The sequence below is a fragment of the Yoonia sp. genome (assembly GCF_046498525.1).
Taxonomy (GTDB): domain Bacteria; phylum Pseudomonadota; class Alphaproteobacteria; order Rhodobacterales; family Rhodobacteraceae; genus Yoonia.
The window spans coordinates 1-17723 of the sequence record NZ_JAWOAN010000291.1 but is presented as its reverse complement, the minus strand read 5'-3'; the positions used below and the strand labels follow the sequence as shown (position 1 = coordinate 17723).

Sequence of the window (17723 nt, the reverse complement as noted above, 5' to 3'; positions counted from 1 at the left end):
AGTGCTCGTTTCCTATGCAGACGACGAAGGCGACGATCAGAACGACGAGATCGGTGATCCAGAGTACCTGCCAGGTACAACTGTTGAAGTATCCTTCTCCTTCTAAGCGAAGCAGAACGATCTGAAAAAGCGGGAGCGGCCCTTTGGGGTCGCTCTTTGCTTTTGTGCCAAGCCGTTTGTGACAGCACCCTATAGCCATTGGGTCCAAGCCAGATTATGAATGGCGCCGCGCCCACCGCCCGGCGTTTTGCTAAATTTGAAAGACCGACACGATGACCACATATTCCCCCGCTGCGATTGAAGCAAAATGGCAGGATCAATGGGCGGACGCCCGGACATTCGAGGCCCGTCGCAGCGCGGACAAGCCCAAGTATTACGTGCTGGAAATGTTCCCCTATCCGTCGGGCCGAATCCACATGGGCCATGTGCGCAACTATACGATGGGCGATGTGATCGCGCGCTACAAGCTGGCGACAGGTCACGCGGTCCTGCACCCGATGGGCTGGGATGCCTTTGGTATGCCCGCCGAAAATGCGGCAATGGCCTCGGGCGGGCACCCCAAGGACTGGACCTACGGCAATATCGCCGACATGAAGGCGCAGATGAAACCGCTGGGCCTGTCGATTGACTGGAGCCGCGAATTTGCCACCTGCGACCCTGAATATTACGGCCAGCAGCAGGCCCTGTTCATTGATTTCCTGTCCAAGGGCCTGATTTACCGCAAGAAAGCCGTGGTGAACTGGGACCCTGTCGATATGACCGTGCTGGCCAACGAACAGGTGATCGACGGCAAGGGCTGGCGCTCTGGCGCCGAGGTGGAACGCCGCGAACTGGTGCAATGGTTCTTCAAGATCAGCGACTATTCCGAAGAACTGCTGGACGCGCTGGATACGCTGGATAACTGGCCCGCCAAGGTCAAGCTGATGCAGGCCAACTGGATCGGCAAATCGCGCGGCTTGCAATTTGCCTTTGAACGCACCGATGGCGGCGAGATCGCGGTTTATACGACCCGCCCCGATACGTTGATGGGCGCGTCTTTCGTGGGCATTTCCCCCGATCATCCGCTGGCGAAAGAGCTTGAGGCGAAGGACGACAAGATCGCCGCTTTCTGTGCCGCGTGCCGCAAGGGTGGCACCACCGCCGAAGCCATCGAAAAGGCCGAAAAGCTGGGCTATGACACGGGCCTGACGGTCAAGCATCCGCTGGAAGGCCAGCCCGATCTGCCTGTCTATATCGCGAATTTCATCCTGATGGACTATGGCACCGGCGCGATTTTCGGCTGCCCCGCCCATGACCAGCGCGATCTGGATTTCGCGCGCAAGTATGGTCTGCCTGTCATCAGCACCTTTGCGCCCGTCAAAGACGAGGGCATCACCCTGCCAGAGGATGGCGGCGATGCCTATGTGCCCCCCAAGTCCGAGCCGGTGATCTATATCCGCGGCTTTGCCGGTGAAACCGAGCAGACCGGCGAGGAAGGCATCGCGACCGCGATTGCATTCTGCGAGGCGCATGGCATCGGCGAAGGCGTCACCAAGTTCCGCCTGCGCGACTGGGGGCTAAGCCGCCAGCGGTACTGGGGTTGCCCCATTCCCGTGGTCCATTGTGACGCTTGCGGTGTGGTGCCCGAGAAGAAAGAAAACCTGCCCGTTGAACTGCCCTATGACGTGACATTTGATGTCCCCGGCAACCCGCTGGATCGCCACCCGACATGGCGCGACTGTGCTTGCCCCTCTTGCGGCAAGCCCGCCCAGCGTGAAACCGATACGATGGATACCTTCGTGGATTCGTCATGGTATTATGCCCGCTTCACGGCACCTGATGCCGACACGCCGACCAATCTGGATGATGCGGCCTATTGGATGAACGTCGACCAGTATATCGGCGGGATCGAACATGCCATTTTGCACCTGCTTTACAGCCGCTTCTTTGCGCGTGCGATGCATATGACAGGGCATTTGCCCGCGAGTGCGAAAGAGCCGTTTGACGCGCTGTTCACGCAAGGCATGGTGACGCACGAGATTTATCAGACCCGCGATGCAAAGGGCCGCCCCGTCTATCATCTGCCCGAGGAGGTAGCGGACGGAAAACTTGCCGATGGCACCGAGGTCGAAATCATCCCATCCGCCAAGATGTCGAAATCCAAGAAGAACGTCGTCGATCCCGATGACATTCTGGCCAAATACGGCGCAGACACCGCCCGTTGGTTCGTCCTGTCCGACAGCCCGCCCGAACGCGACGTGGAATGGACCGCCTCGGGTGCGGAGGCGACCTATAAACACCTCAACCGCGTGCATCGCGTGGCGACAGATATTGCGGCGATGGATGACAGTGCGGGAACAGACGACGATGATCTGCTGCGCGCCATGCACAAGGCGATCCACGATGTGACGATGGGTGTGGAATCATTTGGTTTCAACGCCGCGATTGCCAAGCTTTACGCCTTTACCAACGTGCTGGCCAAATCCAAGGCGGGCGGAACGGCCAAGAAACAGGCCGCCAAGGTGCTGGCGCAGTTGATGTCGCCGATGACACCGCACCTGTCAGAGGAAATCTGGGCAATGCTGGGCGGTGAAGGGCTGATTGCAAATGCACCTTGGCCTGTCGCGGATGAGGCTATGTTGGTCGAGGATACCGTCACAATGCCGATCCAGATCAACGGCAAGCGCCGTGCTGAGATACAAGTTGCTGCGGATGCATCCAAGCAAGCCGTTGAAGACGCCGCGATGGCGCTGGAAGTCGTGCAGAATGCCCTTGGCGGTGCCGCACCCAAAAAGCTGATCGTTGTGCCTGGCCGGATTGTGAACATTGTCATCTGATCTGATCCCCCGCCGTATGATGCTCATTGGATTGATGGGGCTGGCGGGGTGTGGCTTTGCGCCGATCTATGGCGAGAATGCCGGTCTGCGCGGGCGCGTCGCCTTTGAGACGGATCAGAGTGTTGCGGGTTTCCGGCTGCGCGAACGGCTGGAAGCGCGGCTTGGCCGGAGTGCTACACCACAGTTTGTATTGGTGACCAATGTACGCTCCAGCCAGCGTTCGGCGGCGATCACCTCGGGCGGGGATATATCACGGTTCAATGTCATCGGCACGGCGACATGGTTGCTCAGGATGGCGGACAGCGGTCAGGTGATCCACAATGGTGAGGTCGAGGCTTTTACCAGCTACTCTGCCAGCGCATCGACCATCGCCACGCAATCCACACGCGATGACGCAGAGGCGCGGTTGTCTATCATCCTTGCCGATCTGATTGTCAGCCGTCTACTGATCCTGTCAGACGGACAACTTCTATGAAGCTGACAGGGGCCGCTGCAAAGACTTATTTCCGTCAACCAGACCCGTCCCATACCGCGTTGCTGATTTTCGGTGCGGATACGATGCGCGTGGCGGATATGCGTCAGAAAGTGATTACTGCGCTGGTGGGTCCGCAGGGTGAAGAGGAAATGCGCCTGACCCGGATCAGCGCCGCAGATTTGCGCAAGGACCCGGCGTTGCTGGATGATGCGATCAAGTCGCAGGGGTTCTTTCCGGGCCACCGCGTCGCCTTTGTCGAGGATGCCACGGACGGCCTGTCCAAGATCGTCGCGGCAACTTTGGCGGATTGGCGGTCCGGCGATGCACAGCTTGTCATCACGGCGGGACAGTTGACTGCAAAATCGGCGCTTCGGAAAGTCGTGGAGGCGCATAAAAATGCTGTTTCCATCGGTCTTTATGACGATCCTCCGACGATTGCCGACGTAGAGCAGGCGCTGAAGGATGCAGGGGTTTCACAGCCGGAACGGGATGTGATGGACACTTTGGTATCGCTGGCCAACAATCTGGAACCCGGTGACTTCAGGCAGACAATCGAGAAGATAAGCCTTTACAAGGATGGCGATGACAGCCCGCTTTCCATCGCGGATGTCATGGCGAATGCTCCGCAATCGGCTGAGGTCGATGTGGATGATGTGCTTGAGATCGTGACGACCGGGCAGGCGGATCGGCTGGGGCCTTTGTTGCGCAACCTTTATGCGCAAGGCGTCACGCCGGTGACGCTTAGTATCGGTGCGATGCGTCATTTTCGCAGACTGCATGTGGTGGCGTCTGATCCGGGTGGGCCGGCAGCAGGGGTTGGCAGGCTCAGACCACCGGCTTTCGGGCCGCGCCGCGACAAGATTGTCCAGCAGGCAAGCCTTTGGGGGCGCGACCGGCTGGAAAAGGCGCTGACCGCTTTGACGGATGTTGATCTGCAATTGCGATCTGCCAATACGGCACCGCCAAATGCATTGATGGAGCGGGTGTTGATCCGGCTTGCCATGATGGCGCGGCGTTGAACGGAAAAAGGCAGGCCGTTGGCCTGCCTTCAAATCAAGACCGTCAGATTTGATTAACGGTCGCTTTAGTTGTCTTCAGCGTCAACGGCTGCAGCGATCAAGAGTGCAGCAAGCACACCGAGAACGATATATGTCGGGCTGACGGAAGATGCTGCTGGTGCAGGTGCTGGCTCAACTACGAGAACCGGCGCTTCCATGACTTCGTTGGCCATACCACCAGCGGTGGCGGCTACGCCGGAAACTGCAAGCGCAGCAGCAGCGGCAAGTGTTGTTGTAAGGCGCATAGTGATACTCCATTCATGCACAGGGCGATCCTGCCAAAACGTGACCTGATCGCATAAACGCACTGAATCAGGGATTGGCCGTAAATCCTAGGGGTGAAAACTGATTACATCGAATGTGATTTGCCTGACGATACGACATTTGTGGTGTCTCGATTTGATGCCGGTACGAGGTGTGTTTTTTTATTTATATAATACCGACACTTACCGTCTCTTCGGCAAGGCGCGATCTGGTGTTTTGGTGGAAACCTCTTCTATTTACACGCACATCGGCATCGTTGACGGTGTAAAATTGCAACATTCCCGACCATCGAATTGCGATGAAACGGCTATGTCGTACGGGACTTCACGTCGACAAAGGTTTCAGGAAGCGCGCGGCTGATGAACCGGCCAATCGCCCCGTCGCGAGGCAACCTGTGATGAGATATCCACCGGTCGGCGCCTCCCAATCAAGCATTTCGCCTGCGCAAAACACCCCCGGTTTCTGCCTGATCATCAAGTCATCTGTCAGATACTCGAATTGCAGCCCCCCGGCAGTCGAAATCGCTTCGTCCATGGGGCGCGGGCCATGGTGCGTGAAGGGCAGGGCCTTGATCAGGGCTGCAAGATCGTCTGGGAAAGGTCGCCCGAATTCGGAGAGGAGCGCGGTCTGGACCGCTGTGAATTTCAGCACCTTGCGCAGGTGATTTGACAGGCTTGCCTTGCCGCGCGGCTTGTTCAGTGCGCTACGGGTTCTCTCAAGCGACCAGTCCGGTTTCAGATCAAGCGTGAGCGTCGCTCCGTCGCGCATGGCCTGCGATACGCTGTAGACCCCGCCACCTTCGATCCCGCGTTCCGATATGATGAATTCGCCACGCGATGTCCGGTTGCCCGCGGTGAGTGCGACTGATTTTACCGGTGACCCCAAATAGGGGGCCATGTGGTCAGACCATTGAACGACAAACCCCATGTTTGCAGGCTGGAACGGGGCGATACTTTCGGCCAGATGTGCGGCCCATTGCCCGTTCGACCCAAGGCGCGCCCAACTTGCACCACCTAACGCAAGGACCGTCACCTGCGGTGTGGCCTCCTTGATGCCTGCGGGTGTTTCAAAGATCAGGGCGTCGTTGCGCCAGCCGTCCCAGCGCCAGCGGGTTTCTATCCTGACCCCCAAACCTACAAGACGGGCCAACCATCCCCGCAGGAGCGGCGAGGCCTTCATGACAGTCGGAAAGACACGCCCGGTTGAGCCGGTGAAGACAGGCTGACCCAGACCTTCGGCCCATGCGATCACTTCGTCAGGACCGAATTGCGCCAGCGCCGCTGCAAGGGCCGTTGGCTGTTGTTCGCCATAGGCGGCAAGAAACGCCTTGTCTGGCTCTGCCTTCGTGATGTTCAGCCCTGATTTGCCAGCCATCAGGAATTTGCGCCCCACCGAGGGCATTGCGTCTGCCACTGTCACCGACAGGCCCGCTTTGCCCAGTTGCTCTGCCGCCATCAATCCGGCAGGGCCTGCACCGATGACGATTGCATCTGTCACGTCGTCATCTGGCCCTGCAAGGCGAATCGAGACCACGTTGGTGACGACAAAAGCCAGTCTTGCGCCCGCGCCTGATCCATCTGTATCGTTACTTGCATGAGGGGCTGTCCCTATCCTGATCGAGTTTTTCTGGTCCGCGCAAACCGCATAGGCAAGTTTAAGCTGTCATTCCCTTGATTGCAGCGATGTGTGCGGGCGTGGCTGACAACACGTCTGCACCCAGTGCGCGTGCTGTTTCCTGCAATGTATCGACTTCAACGACCTGATCAACGAGGCCCCAGTCGCGGGCCTGTTCAGCGGTGATCTTTTGTCCCGCCATCAGGATCAGTTTCGCGCGTGCCGGCCCGATCAAGGCAACAAGGCGCTTGGGGTCGGAAGATTGCGGCAGAAACCCCAGCTTCATAACGGGATAAAAGAATTTGGCCTTGGCGACCGCAATGCGCAGGTCACAGGCCAGAACCATGCCTAATGCACCCCCTGCGACAGTTCCGTTCAGCGCCGCAATGCTGAGCCCCGGCAAGTCGGTGATCGCCTGCGATAGCCGTTCCCAGACCGGATCTGTGGCAAGACCCGCACGCGCTGCGTCAAGGTCGGCACCGGCGCTGAACACGCTGGCGGTACCTGTCAGGATAAAGAGCTTGGCCACCTGTGCCGCCCCGGCGATGTCGGCGAGTTCGGTCAGCATCTCGCGGGTCAAGGCACCCGCCTTGTCGGGGCGGTCAATCGTGACGGTCCACGTGTCACCGTCCTTATCGCAGTGAATCATACAAGGCCGACCTTCTGGCGAATATCTTCGTCGCGCAGGCTGATATCATCGCCAAGATAGGCGTCCGCCTCGGGGGTACACATCCATACAAGTGCCTGTGCGGGCCATTCGGGCGGGATATGCTCGGACCAGTCAAGCTGGCTGACAGGATTGATCCCCGATGCCTTGATCTTGCGCTGCATCTGGGTGGCGACCGTACCCGGTGACAGCCCCATGATGCGCAGGCCCTTGTCGCGCGATTCTTTGTCTGCCGCGCGTGTCAGCATATAGGCTGCCGCCTTGGAACTGCAGTAAGCCGTCCAGCCTTCGACCGGGCCATGCGCCGCTCCGGACGAGATATTGATGATCGTGCCATGCCCCTGCGCGATCATCCCCGGCATCGTAGCGTGCATGCCGTGCATCACACCCTTGACGTTGATGTCGATCGTGCGTGACCAAGCCGCCGGATCGGTATCCTGCAGATGGCCGATCGGGTCGACGACTCCGGCATTGTTGATCAGCACGTCCAGCCCGCCAAAGGTCTGTGCGGTGGCGGCGACTGCCGATGCCACGTCCGAGTAGCGGGACACATCGCACGGAATGGCAAGCGCCTTCTCGCCGATCTTGCCGGCAATTTCGGCGATCGCATCAGTGCTGCGGGCGATCAGCCCGACATTTGCACCTGCTTGGGCAAAGGCATAGGCGGCAGCTTCGCCTATTCCACGGCTGGCCCCGGTTATAAGTACGGTTTTCCCGACTAAATTGATGTTTTCCACGACTGTCCCTTTCAGGCTATGGTTTAGAGAGCTACGTACTGAATCGAAAGTAGCACCCGTTGGCCCATATTAGAAAGCCGGGGTGCATTCTGAAAGAGACATAACGAAAGGGATTACCCATGACATATTCCACTGGAATGCGCAGCGCCGTTTGCCTCGCCGCTTTGCTTGCTGGCAGTGCAGCACAAGCCGAAGTGACGGCCGCGCAAGTCTGGGAGGACTGGAAAGCACAGTTGTCCCTTTATGGCGAAGACAATCTGACCATTGGTTCCGAAGAGACATCGAGCGGTGTTCTGACCGTCCGTGGCCTTGGACTGCGTGTCTCTGACGAAGACGTGAGCGCCGAGGTTCTGATGAGTGCGATCACGTTCAACGAACAGTCTGACGGCACGGTGCGCGTGACGATGGCCGAAAGCTATCCTGTGGTTGTGACGGGCGAGGATGGCGTGGTGATCACGCTCATGGTCAGCCAGCAGAACATGGAGATGATCGTCAGTGGCGACGCTGACGCGCTGGATTATGACATCACCGCCGATCAGTACAAGATTGCGCTGCAAGACGTGGTGGATGGCGATGTGACGTTTACGGGCGATGCGGAAATCGCGATGAACGGCGTCGATCTGGCCTACGCCACAACTGTCGACGATCTGCGCAATATCTCTTACGGGGGCTCGATCAGCTCTGTCGATATTCTGGTCGATTTCCAGGTTCCCGGTGGGAACGGTGAATATGTCACTGGTGGCGGAAAAATTGTGGGCCTGACCACGCAGGCCGAGATGACTGTTCCACTGGACGCGGATTTTGAAGATCCCGATAGCTTGATCAACGAAGGTTTCGCGATTGCAGGTGGTTACACGATTGATAGTTCCGACTATGTCTTCGACATCAATGCCGAGGGTGATCAGGCTTCCGGTTCGATCACCATGGGGTCTTCGACGCTGACTGGCGAGATGAACAGCAGCGCTGTCGGTTACGCCTCGAACACCAACGATATCGGGCTGATCCTCGTTTCGGGGGACCTGCCATTGCCGATTGAAATCAACCTTGCAGAGTATGGTATCGACTTCCGGATGCCGACAGGTGCTGCGGGTGAGCCCTCGGATTTCGCCGTCGGTTTCGACCTGATCGACCTGAGCATAAGTGACGCGGTCTGGAATTTGTTTGATGCGGGTAATGTGTTGCCGCGTGACCCGGCAACGATCCAACTGGCGATCAGCGGTAAGGCGAGGGCGCTGTTTGATATGTTCGATCCTGAACAGCAGGACGCAATGAACAACGCAGAAATGCCTTATGAACTGGAATCTGTTTCGATTGACCGGCTGAATGTCGACGCCGCTGGCGTGAAAATCACCGGCGACGGTGCATTCACGTTCGATAACAGCGATATGCAGAGCTTTGCGCCGATGCCGCGCCCCGAAGGTGGCGCCTTGGTCGAGATCACGGGCTTTAATGCTTTGCTGGATAATCTTGTCGCAATAGGCTTGGTCCCTGAGCAGGACGTCATGGGTGTCCGGATGATGATGGGCATGTTTGCCCGCTCCACCGGTGACGACACGATGGAGACAGCAGTCAAAGTCCTGCCCAATGGTCAGGTCAATGTGAATGGCAATCGTGTGCGCTGAATGATTTAGTTGAAGGACGGGGCGCAGGTGGAAACATCTGCGCCCCTTTCTTTTGTCCGGTGCCTTGGCCTTGCGGGCCTTACCCCGGCGCACTAGGTCTTTGATCAAGCAAAGGATACCCGATGACCCAATCACTTTCCGACCTTTCCGATCAGATATTGCAAGCGGCCAAAGGTGCCGGTGCCGATGCGGCCGATGCGATTGCCGTGGATGGCACATCCCTTTCGATCAGCGTGCGCGAAGGGGCGTTAGAGCAGGCAGAACGGTCCGAAGGGATCGACATTGGCTTGCGCGTGTTCGTCGGTCAGCGGCAGGCCTGCGTGTCGTCTTCTGATACAAAACCGGAAACGCTCATCCAGATGGCCGCGCGTGCGGTCGCGATGGCAAGGGAAGCGCCCGAAGACCCTCATGCGGGCTTGGCCGAACCGTCGCAACTGGCGACGAACACCGCGACAGAAGGTCTGGAGTTGTTTGACCCCAGCGATGAACCGGATCCTGCCATGTTGCAGGAGGATGCGATGCGCGCCGAAGCCGCGGCCTTGCGCAACAAGGGCGTAAGTCAGGTCCAATCCGCGTCCGCAGGCTATGGCCGCCGGCGTATTCATCTTGCCGCAACAAACGGGTTCTCTGCCGGTTATGCCCGCAGTGATCGCGGCCTGTCATGTGTTGCCATCAGCGGAACAGGCACAGGGATGGAGCGCGACTATGATTATGACAGCCGCGTCTTTCAGGCCGATCTGCGCGATGCCGAAGAGATCGGACGCATTGCGGCGGAACGGGCCGTGGAACGTGCGGGAGCGAAGCGGCCAAAGACAGGCGCATTTCCCGTGCTGTTTGACGAACGTGTTGCCAGCACATTGATCGGCAGCTTGCTTCAAGCCACGAACGGAATGATGATCGCACGCGGGTCCAGCTGGCTACGGGATGCTTTGGGTGCACAGGTTTTGCCAAAGGGCCTGTCTGTGATCGAAGACCCGCATCGCACCCGCGTTACCGGATCGCGCCTGTTTGATGCAGAAGGGTTGCCGACTGCACAGCGGGCAATTGTGGATGATGGCGTGTTGACGGGCTGGACCCTGGATCTTTCCACAGGTCGCAAACTGGGAATGCAGAGCACCGCGAACGCCGCGCGCGGCACCGGCTCGCCACCACAGCCAAGCCTGACGAATGTGGCGCTGACCCAAGGTGACAAATCGCGGGATGATCTGATCAAGGAGATGGGGACCGGGCTTCTGGTCACATCCATGATCGGCTCGACCATCAACCCGAATACGGGTGACTATTCGCGCGGCGCGGCAGGTTTCTGGATAGAGAATGGTGAAATCACCTATCCCGTGAACGAATGTACCGTCGCGGGTAATCTGCGCGATATGCTCAAGACGATCGTGCCGGCAAATGATGCACGCATGTATTTGTCGCGGGTTGTTCCGTCTTTGCTGGTCGAGGGGCTGACCCTTGCCGGAGACTGATCTCGCGCTGCTGGTAGAGGCGGCCCGCCGATCCGGTGACATTGCGAAACAGTATTTCCAGCAAGATCCTGACGTGACCCATAAACCGAACGGAGCCGGGCCGGTGACTGCTGGTGACCTTGCCGTGAACGCCATGCTGGAGGGGTTTCTGCAAGCGGCGCGGCCCGATTATGGCTGGCTGTCGGAGGAAACCGAAGACAACGCGGCCCGGCTCGATACGAAACGCCAGTTTATTATCGATCCGATAGACGGCACGCGCGCGTTTATCGACGGCAGCAAGGATTGGGCGCATTCGCTTGCCGTTAGTGAAGATGGGGTCCCTGTCGCGGCGGCTGTCTATCTGCCGATGCGAGACTTGATGTTTGCCGCCAGCAAAGGTGGTGGGGCGACGCTGAATGGCGGGACGATCACTGTAACATGTGCGCCGATCCAAGACGCGACTATTTTGGGTGCAAAGTGGAATTTTGACGGTCGGTTCTGGGCCGGAGGTGTGCTGCCGCCGATCAAACGTGTGTTCCGCTCCTCTTTGGCGTATCGATTAAGCCTTGTGGCGCAAGGGCGCTTTGACGGGATGATCACGCTGCGCCCCAGTTGGGAATGGGACATTGCCGCCGGTGCGCTGATCATCGAAGAGGCAGGCGGAACGGTTACCGATCAACATGGCGCGCCTCTTTGCTTCAACAACAGTCACCCGCTTGTGCCGGGTGTGCTTGCTGCCGGTTCCGCATTGCATGCTGACCTGCTGGCACGGCTTGAGCCGGGATAGGCAAAGCCCTAGACTGCCCGCAACGACATTATTCACAAAGGTATTCCCATGACACAGCGCCTGCACCTCGTCTTTGGTGGCGAGCTTATCGACCCCAGCAAGAACGCCTTCAAGGATATCGACGCGATCGACATCGTGGGCATGTTTCCCGATTACGAATCCGCCTACAACGCATGGAAGGCGGCTGCCCAACGCACCGTCGATAACGCACATATGCGGTACTTCATCGCGCATATTCACCGGCTCCGGGATGAGAAAATAGAAGCGTCGCCCACCGAAGAGCTCGAAAGCTGAGACAGGGGGCGTTAGGATCGCAAAATGGTACGATCCCTTGCAATTGCAGCCTATCTGGCGAACCTTGGGTCGCCTGAGCGTCCCAAGATTCCGACGGAACAGCCGCCCCGCCCCGAGGGGACAATCATCTGGGCGCGGTGCAGCCATCCCGATCAACTGACGGCCGTCGAAACGCTCGACCGGAAGCTTTCGGAAGACGGCGATCCTGTCCATGTCATCGCAACGCTCATGGACTGGAATCCGGCCTTTGTGGACCGCGCCTTGCCAGAGCCGCAGGGCCGCGCCGGGATACGCAAATTCATTGCCCACTGGCAGCCTGTGTTGAGTGTTTGGGTCAGGGGGGACCTTGATCCCATCTTGCTGGCCGAAATGCGCAAAGCCGATATATCGATGATGTTCGTCGATGCATCGGCTGAAGGGCTTGATGATGTTGCCGGCACATGGGTGCCGGGTGCGATGCGGTCGCTGCTGTCCCAATTTGAAGCAGTTTTCGCGCTGGACCAAAACGCCGCCGACCGGCTTATCCATGCGGGGACACCTGCCGAAACCGTCTTGGTGACAGGCGCGATGGAGGACTGTGCGCCAACTCTGCCCTGCAATGAAATCCAACGCAGCAAGATCGCCGCGGCAATCGGGACCCGCCCTGTGTGGCTGGCGGCTGCTGCCTCTTTGAACGAATCCAAGGACATAGCCCGCGCCCAACAAGTCGCCAGCAGACGCGCCCATCGGCTCCTGCTGATTTTCGTTCCAAAGCATCAGGTTATGGCGTCCCATATTGCCGGGGAATTGACAAAATACGGGTTCAATGTAGCGCTACGGTCATCGGAGCCGGAACCAACGGAAATCACGCAGGTCTATGTCGTGGATACCGATGAAGAGCTTGGCCTTTGGTATCGCATCGCACCGATAACCTATCTGGGCGGTACGCTGGATGGCGGGGGCTGCCGTGACCCGTTCGAGGTAGCGGCGCTTGGGTCAGCCGTGCTTTACGGCCCGCAAGTGGCACCGTTCCAGCGCCATGCAGCGCGCCTGAACGCGGCAGCTGCCTCGCGGTTGATCCGGTCGGCGTCCGACCTTGGGCCCACCGTGGAAAATCTTTTGGCGGCAGACAAGACCGCAAGGCTGGCACATGCCGCTTGGGATGTCACATCGCGCGGGGCAGCCGTGACGAACCGGATCGTTGCATTTATCCAGCTGCGGCTGGAAGAACTGGTACGATAGATGCGCGCGCCGTTGTTTTGGTTCAGCCTAGCGGATCAACCGGCCTTGGCAGCGCGGCTGTTGGCTCCATTGGCGCTGCTTTACGAGGCGATGACTGCGCGTCGGGTGCGTCAGGCGCCAAAGTTCGACGCAGATGTGCCTGTGATTTGCATTGGCAACATCAATGCAGGAGGAACGGGTAAAACGCCAACGACGATAGCATTGATCGAACGGCTGAAAAACCGCGGGCATACCCCGCATGTCGTGTCGCGCGGGTATGGCGGAAATCTTGAGGGGCCGGTTCGGGTGGATGAACGCACCCACAAGGCCCATCAAACAGGTGATGAGCCGCTTTTGCTTGCTGCCTTTGTACCCACATGGGTTGCCAAGGACCGTGCCGCCGGCGTCAAAGCGGCGCAGGAGGCGGGCGCGGATGTGATCCTGATGGACGACGGGTTTCAGAACCCGGATGTGGCCAAGGATGTGTCGATCGTCGTGGTCGATGCCATGCGCGGCTTTGGAAACGGGCGTGTCATTCCTGCGGGACCGCTGCGAGAGAGTGTTTCCGCCGGAATGAAACGCGCCGACCTGGTGCTTTCCATCGGGCCACCGGATGCGCAGGACCGTTTCGCGGGACGCTGGGGTTTTGACGTGCCTCATCTTGTCGGGCATCTGGCGCCGCTGCCAACCGGTATGCCTTGGCGCGATCTGAAGCTTTTGGCCTTTGCCGGAATCGGGCATCCCGAAAAGTTTTTCGTTACGTTGCGCGATATGGGTGCGACCTTGGTACGGGCCGAAGCGCTGGGCGATCATCAACCGCTCACCGATGCCCTCATGAAGCGTCTCGAGATCGAGGCAGTGGCGCGCAAGGCCCAGTTGGTCACGACCGAAAAAGATGCGGTGCGTCTGCCCGACAGCTTTCGCATGAAGGTGCTGACGCTGCCGGTGCGTTTGCAACTGGTGGATTGGGGGCCGGTGGATGCGGCCTTTGACCGGCTGGGGCTTTAATCCAGCAAGTCCTGGTCTGCGCCCAGTTTCGGCGAGGCGGTTTTTGCGCTCGCGTCTGCATCTGAAAACGTGATCGGAAGGCGGACGGACGGGATACCATCAAGGTCGACGCGCATACCGCGATGGATCACCTGTGGGTCTGCGAAGGTTTCTTCCAGGTTGTTGATCGGACCTGCGGGGACACCATGCGCTTCGCAGGCGGCCAGCAGGTCTGTCTTGGTCCAGTGCCGCGTTCTGGCTGTCAAAGCCTCTGTCAATCTATCCCGATTGGTCAGGCGTGCCGTATTGGTGGCATATTCGGGATCAAGGGCAAGCTCTGGAACACCCAAGAGTTTGCAAAAATGCTGGTATTGCCCGTCATTCCCGCTGGCGACGATGATATAGCCATCGGCGCAATCAAAGACCTGATAGGGTACAATATTGGGATGGGCATTGCCCATTCGTTTGGGTGCGTCCCCTGTTGCGAGATAGTTCATCGCCTGATTAGTCATCACGGCGGTCGCCACATCCATCAGCGCCATATCGATCTGCTGGCCTTTGCCGGTCGTCTGGCGTTGGTGCACGGCGGCAAGGATGCCTGTGCAGGCGTAAATGCCCGTGAAAATATCTGTGACGGCCACGCCGACCTTTTGGGGTTGCCCGTCGGGTGGTCCGGTGACGGACATAAGCCCGGACATGCCTTGGATGATGTAATCATAGCCAGCGCGTTTGGCGTAAGGGCCATCCTGTCCGAACCCGGTGATCGAACAATAGATCAGGCGGGGGTTCATGGTGGACAGGCTGTCATAATCCAACCCGTATTTGGCCAAACCGCCCACCTTGAAGTTCTCGATCAGGATATCGGCATCGGCGACCAGCTTGCGGACCTGCGCTTGGCCCTCAGCCGTGCGAAAGTCGATGACGACGGATTTCTTGCCGCGATTGCAGCAGTGGAAATACGCTGCACTCTTTTCGCCGTCATGATCGACGAAGGGGGGGCCCCACTGGCGGGTGTCATCGCCTTGTGGGCTTTCGACCTTGATTACCTCGGCGCCAAGATCAGCGAGGGTCTGACCGGCAAGCGGGCCCGCAAGGACCCGCGCCAATTCTACAACTTTGAGGCCTGCAAGAGGCTGCATCTGATATCTTTCAGCCCAGCTTGCCATCCAGAATATCAGCGAACTCGTCATAGGCCATATTGGAATACTGGGTGCCATCGATCATGAATGTCGGGGTCGAGTTGATCGCGTCACGCTCTGCATTCTCCTGATACCATGTGAACAGGGCTTCGGCTTTTGCACCATCGCTCAAGCAGGCATCGAGTGTCGCGTCGTCCAGACCGGCAGTCTTGGCCAGACGGCGCAAATCTTCGATGATGACAGCAGGATCGCCGGAGGCGAGCCATGCGCGCTGTTCTGCATAAAGTAGCTCTGAGAAGGCAAAGAAGAAGTTGGTATCATTGCTGCACCGCGCAATCATGGATGCCCAAAGGCCGGGACGGTCGAAATAGACTTCACGGTAGATGAATTTGATCTGCCCCGTGTCGATGTAGTTTTCCTTCAACTCCTGATACTGGTTGGCGTGGAAGGTTGCACAATGCGGACAGGTGAAGGACGCGTATTCTATCACTTCGACTGCCGCATCGGGGTTACCCTGCACCATTTCGATCACTTCGGGCGCCGCGCCGTCCGTGCTTTGGGCATAGGCGGCCCCGGGCAGAAGCCCCGTTTGCGGGTCGGGCCGTGTCAGTGTCCAGCCAGCGCCCAAAGCCACGAGAGCACCGCCACCTGCGGCCAAAAGAGTTCTGCGTTTCATATCTACCTCTGATCAGTGTTTTGTTTTGCCAAGACATTCGCGCCCAGCGCCGTCAGCGCCGCCCGCAATTTTTCATTTTCTACCTTTTCAGATAGGGTTTCAGCCGCGGATTGCATCGCGGGGTCGGGTGTTTTCGTTACCTTGGGCGCGGGTGCGAATGCCACCCGCCCATCGGCAAAGCCTGTCGGGGCTGTTTGCGTGACCCTTACCCGCGAAATGGCGCGATAGCCATAACAGGCGTTCACCTTCTCGCGGATCTGTTCCTTTTGCATTTCCAGCATAGGGGCCTGCGCGCCCGTGGTCAGCAGCGTGAGCGTCGCCCCCATGCCGCCCCTGCCGTAACTGACGTTTACGGGGGTCGCGATTTTTGCGGTCGCTTCGCCTACCACCTCGGGCCAATGCGTGAGCAAGCGGGTCACTGCAAAGCCACGGTCTTCGCTGGCTTTGCGGATATTGCTTTGCATCAACGTCGCCGCACGGGAAAATCCGCGCGTGGTGCTGGTATGGCGTGGCTGTTTCATGTCTAAGACCTACTCTAAGATGAAAGACGCGCCAAGTCTGCGCGGCAGGATGAAACGGGTAATAAATATTGCGTGACCTCAGTTCAGAGCTTTTGGCGTGGTATGACGTGCATGCCCGCGAGATGCCGTGGCGCGTGCCGCCCGCAGAGCGCAAGGCTGGCGTCTTGCCTGATCCTTACGCCGTCTGGATGTCAGAGGTGATGTTGCAGCAAACCACCGTCGCTGCGGTGCGTGATTATCACCGCAAGTTTCTATCGTTCTGGCCCACGGTCCGCGATCTGGCTGCCGCTGAGGATGCCGATGTCATGGCCGCGTGGGCGGGGCTTGGCTATTATGCGCGCGCGCGCAATCTGTTGAAATGTGCGCGGGCTGTCATGGCGGATCATGGCGGGGTTTTTCCTGATAACGTTGAGGATTTGCTCACGCTGCCCGGCGTTGGCCCCTATACGGCGGCAGCGGTTGCTGCGATTGCCTTTGACCGGTCGGAAACCGTCGTGGACGGCAATGTCGAACGTGTGATGGCGCGTCTTTATGATATCCACGCGCCGTTGCCGGCGTCGAAGGCCGAGCTGACGGTGAAAGCAAAAGAATTGACGCCGCAGAACCGCCCCGGTGACTATGCGCAAGCCGTGATGGACCTTGGCGCCACAATCTGTACGCCGCGCAGTCCGGCTTGCGGGATTTGTCCGTGGCGTGATCCTTGTGCAGCGCGGGTTGCCGGAACGGCGGCAGAGTTACCCAAAAAGACGCCCAAGAAGAAGACACCAACGCGGTACGGGTTCGTTTATGTCGCGCGGCGCATAGACGGCGCATGGTTGCTGGAAACGCGCCCCGAAAACGGGTTGCTGGGCGGGATGCTGGGTTGGCCGGGATCGGATTGGGGTGACGATCCGAAGCCTGATCCACCGTTCGAGGCAGAGTGGGCGGTCCTTGCTGAAGAAGCCCGCCATACCTTTACGCATTTTCATTTGCGGCTCAGGATCATGACGGTGCGCGCTGATGCCGACACACAACCAATGCGAGGGCAGTTCTTTCTTCCCGATGCGTTCAGCCCTGCCGCCCTGCCAACAGCGATGCGCAAGGTGTTCGATCTGGCCCATGTGACGCTACGCGATGATTGAGAAACGTATTTACCGGTTCTAAACTCATGGTAGTTAGGCTGTGGAGACCCATGAACCCGATTATTGCCCAAGCCCCAAGAAAAGACCGCTTTCTCAATGCGTTGCCGTTCTGGCTCTCGCTTGGTCTTGTGCCGTTGGCGATTTTTGCTGCGCTACAAGGTGGCTGGGCCATTGCGCTGTTGCCGTTGTCCACTTGGTATCTGTTTACCGGGCTTGACTATGCCGTGGGAAAAAACACCGAAAACCCCGACCCGGAAACGCCAGAGGAACAGCTTTTCTGGTATCGGCTGATCACGC

General features: G+C 58.7%; 17 protein-coding genes and 1 pseudogene. 11 read left to right on the top strand and 7 right to left on the bottom strand.

All coding sequences use genetic code 11. The features are described from left to right. Positions 1-272 precede the first annotated feature (272 nt). Genes leuS through holA form a run of 3 tightly spaced genes read left to right on the top strand, consistent with a single transcriptional unit; the run spans position 273 to position 4310 of the window. Positions 273-2816: a leucine--tRNA ligase gene (gene leuS, locus R6T97_RS17205; RefSeq protein ID WP_410350508.1), complete on the top strand. Its 2544-nt coding sequence runs from the start codon at positions 273-275 to the stop codon at positions 2814-2816. After that, positions 2806-3291, top strand: a complete 486-nt coding sequence (lptE, locus tag R6T97_RS17200) for an LPS assembly lipoprotein LptE (RefSeq protein WP_410350507.1) — start codon at positions 2806-2808, stop codon at positions 3289-3291. Before leuS ends, lptE begins: the two co-directional genes overlap by 11 nt. Next, positions 3288-4310 carry a DNA polymerase III subunit delta gene (holA, locus tag R6T97_RS17195; RefSeq protein ID WP_410350506.1) on the top strand — a complete coding sequence of 341 codons (1023 nt, stop codon included), beginning with the start codon at positions 3288-3290 and terminating at the stop codon, positions 4308-4310. Before lptE ends, holA begins: the two co-directional genes overlap by 4 nt. Before the next feature lie 65 nt (positions 4311-4375). Here the strand turns inward: holA and R6T97_RS17190 are convergent, their stop codons facing one another. From R6T97_RS17190 to R6T97_RS17175, 4 genes are all read right to left on the bottom strand, one after another. Continuing rightward, positions 4376-4594 (bottom strand): hypothetical protein, encoded by a 219-nt coding sequence (locus R6T97_RS17190; RefSeq protein ID WP_410350505.1) that lies wholly within the window; start codon positions 4592-4594, stop codon positions 4376-4378. A 343-nt stretch (positions 4595-4937) separates the two neighbouring features. Then, positions 4938-6110, bottom strand: a complete 1173-nt coding sequence (locus tag R6T97_RS17185; RefSeq protein ID WP_410350504.1) for a TIGR03862 family flavoprotein — start codon at positions 6108-6110, stop codon at positions 4938-4940. A 157-nt stretch (positions 6111-6267) separates the two neighbouring features. Continuing rightward, positions 6268-6876: an enoyl-CoA hydratase/isomerase family protein gene (locus R6T97_RS17180; protein ID WP_410350503.1), complete on the bottom strand. Its 609-nt coding sequence runs from the start codon at positions 6874-6876 to the stop codon at positions 6268-6270. Further along, the gene (locus tag R6T97_RS17175) at positions 6873-7622 is read right to left on the bottom strand and encodes an SDR family oxidoreductase (protein WP_410350509.1); all 750 of its coding nucleotides are present in this window, start codon (positions 7620-7622) and stop codon (positions 6873-6875) included. Before R6T97_RS17175 ends, R6T97_RS17180 begins: the two co-directional genes overlap by 4 nt. 128 nt (positions 7623-7750) lie before the next feature. On the opposite strand from R6T97_RS17175, the gene R6T97_RS17170 reads away from it, so the two are divergent. The 6 genes from R6T97_RS17170 to lpxK all read left to right on the top strand — a co-directional run bounded on the left by R6T97_RS17170 (position 7751) and on the right by lpxK (position 13990). Then, positions 7751-9253, top strand: a complete 1503-nt coding sequence (locus R6T97_RS17170) for a DUF2125 domain-containing protein (protein ID WP_410350502.1) — start codon at positions 7751-7753, stop codon at positions 9251-9253. A gap of 122 nt (positions 9254-9375) precedes the next feature. Then, positions 9376-10722: a TldD/PmbA family protein gene (locus R6T97_RS17165; protein ID WP_410350501.1), complete on the top strand. Its 1347-nt coding sequence runs from the start codon at positions 9376-9378 to the stop codon at positions 10720-10722. Beyond that, positions 10709-11488, top strand: a complete 780-nt coding sequence (locus R6T97_RS17160) for a 3'(2'),5'-bisphosphate nucleotidase CysQ (RefSeq protein ID WP_410350500.1) — start codon at positions 10709-10711, stop codon at positions 11486-11488. Before R6T97_RS17165 ends, R6T97_RS17160 begins: the two co-directional genes overlap by 14 nt. A gap of 48 nt (positions 11489-11536) precedes the next feature. Continuing rightward, on the top strand, positions 11537-11782 hold the full coding sequence (locus tag R6T97_RS17155) for a DUF4170 domain-containing protein (protein WP_410350499.1): 246 nt from the start codon (positions 11537-11539) through the stop codon (positions 11780-11782). Positions 11783-11806: 24 nt separating this feature from the next. Continuing rightward, on the top strand, positions 11807-13003 hold the full coding sequence (locus tag R6T97_RS17150; RefSeq protein ID WP_410350498.1) for a 3-deoxy-D-manno-octulosonic acid transferase: 1197 nt from the start codon (positions 11807-11809) through the stop codon (positions 13001-13003). Beyond that, positions 13004-13990, top strand: coding sequence for a tetraacyldisaccharide 4'-kinase (lpxK, locus tag R6T97_RS17145; protein ID WP_410350497.1), 987 nt, complete (start codon positions 13004-13006; stop codon positions 13988-13990). It begins immediately after the preceding gene. Here the strand turns inward: lpxK and R6T97_RS17140 are convergent. Genes R6T97_RS17140 through R6T97_RS17130 form a run of 3 tightly spaced genes read right to left on the bottom strand, consistent with a single transcriptional unit; the run spans position 13987 to position 16305 of the window. Beyond that, the gene (locus R6T97_RS17140) at positions 13987-15108 is read right to left on the bottom strand and encodes a CaiB/BaiF CoA transferase family protein (protein WP_410350496.1); all 1122 of its coding nucleotides are present in this window, start codon (positions 15106-15108) and stop codon (positions 13987-13989) included. The genes lpxK and R6T97_RS17140 overlap by 4 nt on opposite strands. Positions 15109-15118: 10 nt before the next feature. After that, complete coding sequence (locus R6T97_RS17135; RefSeq protein ID WP_410350495.1) at positions 15119-15784, bottom strand: DsbA family protein; 666 nt, start codon at positions 15782-15784, stop codon at positions 15119-15121. 2 nt (positions 15785-15786) lie between these two features. Continuing rightward, positions 15787-16305, bottom strand: coding sequence for a DUF721 domain-containing protein (locus R6T97_RS17130; protein WP_410350493.1), 519 nt, complete (start codon positions 16303-16305; stop codon positions 15787-15789). 68 nt (positions 16306-16373) lie between these two features. Between R6T97_RS17130 and mutY the strand changes: the two genes are divergently transcribed. After that, positions 16374-17426, top strand: a complete 1053-nt coding sequence (gene mutY, locus R6T97_RS17125; RefSeq protein WP_410350492.1) for an A/G-specific adenine glycosylase — start codon at positions 16374-16376, stop codon at positions 17424-17426. 50 nt (positions 17427-17476) lie between these two features. Next, a pseudogene (locus R6T97_RS17120) lies at positions 17477-17723 on the top strand (alkane 1-monooxygenase); the annotation flags it as partial.

What these genes read in the sequence shown, in the direction of transcription:
- leuS (WP_410350508.1), top strand. Translation starts at nt 273, where the DNA reads ATGACCACATATTCCCCCGCTGCGATTGAAGCAAAATGGCAGGATCAA.
- holA (WP_410350506.1), top strand. Translation starts at nt 3,288, where the DNA reads ATGAAGCTGACAGGGGCCGCTGCAAAGACTTATTTCCGTCAACCAGAC.
- R6T97_RS17190 (WP_410350505.1), bottom strand. Translation starts at nt 4,594, where the DNA reads ATGCGCCTTACAACAACACTTGCCGCTGCTGCTGCGCTTGCAGTTTCC.
- R6T97_RS17180 (WP_410350503.1), bottom strand. Translation starts at nt 6,876, where the DNA reads ATGATTCACTGCGATAAGGACGGTGACACGTGGACCGTCACGATTGAC.
- R6T97_RS17170 (WP_410350502.1), top strand. Translation starts at nt 7,751, where the DNA reads ATGACATATTCCACTGGAATGCGCAGCGCCGTTTGCCTCGCCGCTTTG.
- R6T97_RS17165 (WP_410350501.1), top strand. Translation starts at nt 9,376, where the DNA reads ATGACCCAATCACTTTCCGACCTTTCCGATCAGATATTGCAAGCGGCC.
- R6T97_RS17155 (WP_410350499.1), top strand. Translation starts at nt 11,537, where the DNA reads ATGACACAGCGCCTGCACCTCGTCTTTGGTGGCGAGCTTATCGACCCC.
- R6T97_RS17150 (WP_410350498.1), top strand. Translation starts at nt 11,807, where the DNA reads ATGGTACGATCCCTTGCAATTGCAGCCTATCTGGCGAACCTTGGGTCG.
- lpxK (WP_410350497.1), top strand. Translation starts at nt 13,004, where the DNA reads ATGCGCGCGCCGTTGTTTTGGTTCAGCCTAGCGGATCAACCGGCCTTG.
- R6T97_RS17140 (WP_410350496.1), bottom strand. Translation starts at nt 15,108, where the DNA reads ATGCAGCCTCTTGCAGGCCTCAAAGTTGTAGAATTGGCGCGGGTCCTT.
- R6T97_RS17135 (WP_410350495.1), bottom strand. Translation starts at nt 15,784, where the DNA reads ATGAAACGCAGAACTCTTTTGGCCGCAGGTGGCGGTGCTCTCGTGGCT.
- R6T97_RS17130 (WP_410350493.1), bottom strand. Translation starts at nt 16,305, where the DNA reads ATGAAACAGCCACGCCATACCAGCACCACGCGCGGATTTTCCCGTGCG.